Source organism: Candidatus Merdisoma sp. JLR.KK006, from assembly GCF_036941035.1.
Lineage (GTDB): Bacteria > Bacillota > Clostridia > Lachnospirales > Lachnospiraceae > Laedolimicola.
Genome location: NZ_JAYMNS010000072.1, coordinates 1 through 1,950 on the forward strand (window position 1 = coordinate 1; position 1,950 = coordinate 1,950).

At 51.4% G+C, this 1,950-nt stretch carries 3 protein-coding genes; all 3 read right to left on the reverse strand.

Annotated elements, in window-relative coordinates; all coding sequences use genetic code 11:
• Window positions 1–825: IS66 family transposase (locus tag VSQ61_RS22575; protein ID WP_334346566.1), on the reverse strand; the 825-nt coding region annotated here is incomplete at its 3' end.
• Window positions 826–1,100: 275 nt separating this feature from the next.
• On the reverse strand, window positions 1,101–1,463 hold the full coding sequence (gene tnpB, locus VSQ61_RS22580; RefSeq protein ID WP_172540619.1) for an IS66 family insertion sequence element accessory protein TnpB: 363 nt from the start codon (window positions 1,461–1,463) through the stop codon (window positions 1,101–1,103).
• A complete protein-coding gene (locus tag VSQ61_RS22585) occupies window positions 1,453–1,827 on the reverse strand; it encodes an IS66 family insertion sequence element accessory protein TnpB (protein ID WP_334346567.1) in 375 nt (124 codons plus the stop codon). Before VSQ61_RS22585 ends, tnpB begins: the two co-directional genes overlap by 11 nt.
• Window positions 1,828–1,950 lie beyond the last annotated feature (123 nt).

Genomic DNA, 1,950 nt, shown 5'->3' on the forward strand with positions numbered 1-1,950 from the left:
ATAGCTTTTACTCCCGGCAGGACGGCCATCCCTATTTACCAGCACGGGCGTTTCATCCGCCTGCATTACATGGTAATCATACATTTTTTCATGCAGGTAATCATAAAGGACTGCAAGGTAGCGATCCGCACACTGAATCGTCCAGTTCGCCATGTTCTGCCTGGAAATGTGCAGACCGTAACGTTCAAACTCCTGCTCCTGGCGGTAAAGAGGCACCGCATTGACATATTTGGCGTTCATTATGGCCGCTTCCAGCGAGGGGGACACGAGGCTTCCCCTTAACAGGCACTCCGGATGTGGCGACTTTACGATCTCATCCGTCTTCTTCCCTGCATATACTTTCACATGATGTTCCTCTACTTCGACTTTTGCCGGGGTAAAACCATATCTGCGGTACACTTCGTCAGGGAGCTGCTTCCAGCCTTCTTTTCCGAACAATCCTTCCAATTCTGCTTCCGTCATGGAATGTTCGACCATCACGACCGGCAATCCTTCCAGATCTTCTTCCCGCTTTCCCTGTTTCTTTTTCGGTTTCCGGCGGGGTACGGTCTCTGAGGTTTCACCGGTCTCTTCGTCAGCCACGGCTTCGGGTTCGTTAAAAAATACAATCTTTCCGTCCATTTCCATGAAGGAGATCTGTTCATCAGGTTCGTGCTTTTCAGATGAACTGCCGAAACGGTGCCTTTTTAAATCCGCTACCTGCTCCAGCACCAGCTGGAGGTTGTGGTCGATCCGCTTAAGCTGCTCCTGCTGTGACAGGAACAGCTGGATGATCGTTTCCTTGTCAAGGCTGTTCAGTTTTTCTTCCGTATATTCCAAAGCCATGCCGCCGCCTCCTGATATTCATGCCCCTATTATACCAGAAATCCGCATTTTTTGCGAATCGGTTCCCCAGCGGCATCCGTCATAATGCCCATGCCTCTGGCTGCGGGTTATAGCTTGTGATGAGCAGATTTTTATGGAGGCTTTCAAATGACACGAATCCATATGACGCCCGCCTGACATGCTTTTCCGCCGTTCACGGCTGGTTGTATACTGCCGGAATGCACAAGCCCCGGAAATGGCGGAACCATTCAGAAATTTCTCTGTTTTGCACAATGTCATCCCATATATTCCGGTGGTTCCACCGGCCTGACAGACTTCTTTGGTGTGATTGTCAGCCCTTCCATCAGCCAGCGGAACTGCTGCTGCGTCAATGAACGTACTTCCTCCGGACTGCGGGGCCATTGGAACCGGCTTTCTGAAAGTCTCTTGTATAATAAGAGCCATCCGTCCCCTTCCCATACGAGACCTTTGATGCGGTCCGTGCGCCGTCCGCAGAAAAGGTAAAGGGTATCCGGCACGTAGGGCCTGCTGCCAGTCTGTGCCTCCACCAGCGCCGCCAGCCGATCCATTCCCGCCCGCAGATCCGTGTACCCGCAGACGATATAAACGGCTTTAAAACACGTGGCGTCATTCAACATGCCGCACCACCTTAAGAACATCTGCCAAAAGGGACATGGACGTGGATTCTGCCACATGGATGGAGAACCCTTTTATGGAAATATCCAGTCTCGGCCGTAGGTTTCTGCCAATCTGTTCCTGGTGTTGTAAAAGTTCGGGCTGAACAGGAACCATCTGCTGTGCAGGCATTTCCGCCCGGACAGCTTCCAGGCAGGCCTTTCTTACACGGCGGAGCCGGTAATAATAATTCGCTTTTGTAATGCCGTGACAGGCACACCAGCTGACAATGCTCATGCCGGCCGGGCGACTCTGGCAGTCCCGGATCTGTGCGGCCCATTCCCGGAGGCGGCACTGCTCAGCCACCACGCTTGTTTCTGAACTCATAGACTTACCTCCTGATAGGGGTATCAAAAGTTGAAACTTAACTTTTGATACTCGTGATACAAATATAGTCTATTATCACACATTTTTCCCTTGCAGTCGAGGTACGTACTATCTACCGTTTAC

Bases quoted from the DNA above. Each gene is read 5' to 3' on its own strand.
- tnpB (WP_172540619.1), bottom strand. From the start codon at position 1,463: ATGTTGAATGACGCCACGTGTTTTAAAGCCGTTTATATCGTCTGCGGG.
- VSQ61_RS22585 (WP_334346567.1), bottom strand. From the start codon at position 1,827: ATGAGTTCAGAAACAAGCGTGGTGGCTGAGCAGTGCCGCCTCCGGGAA.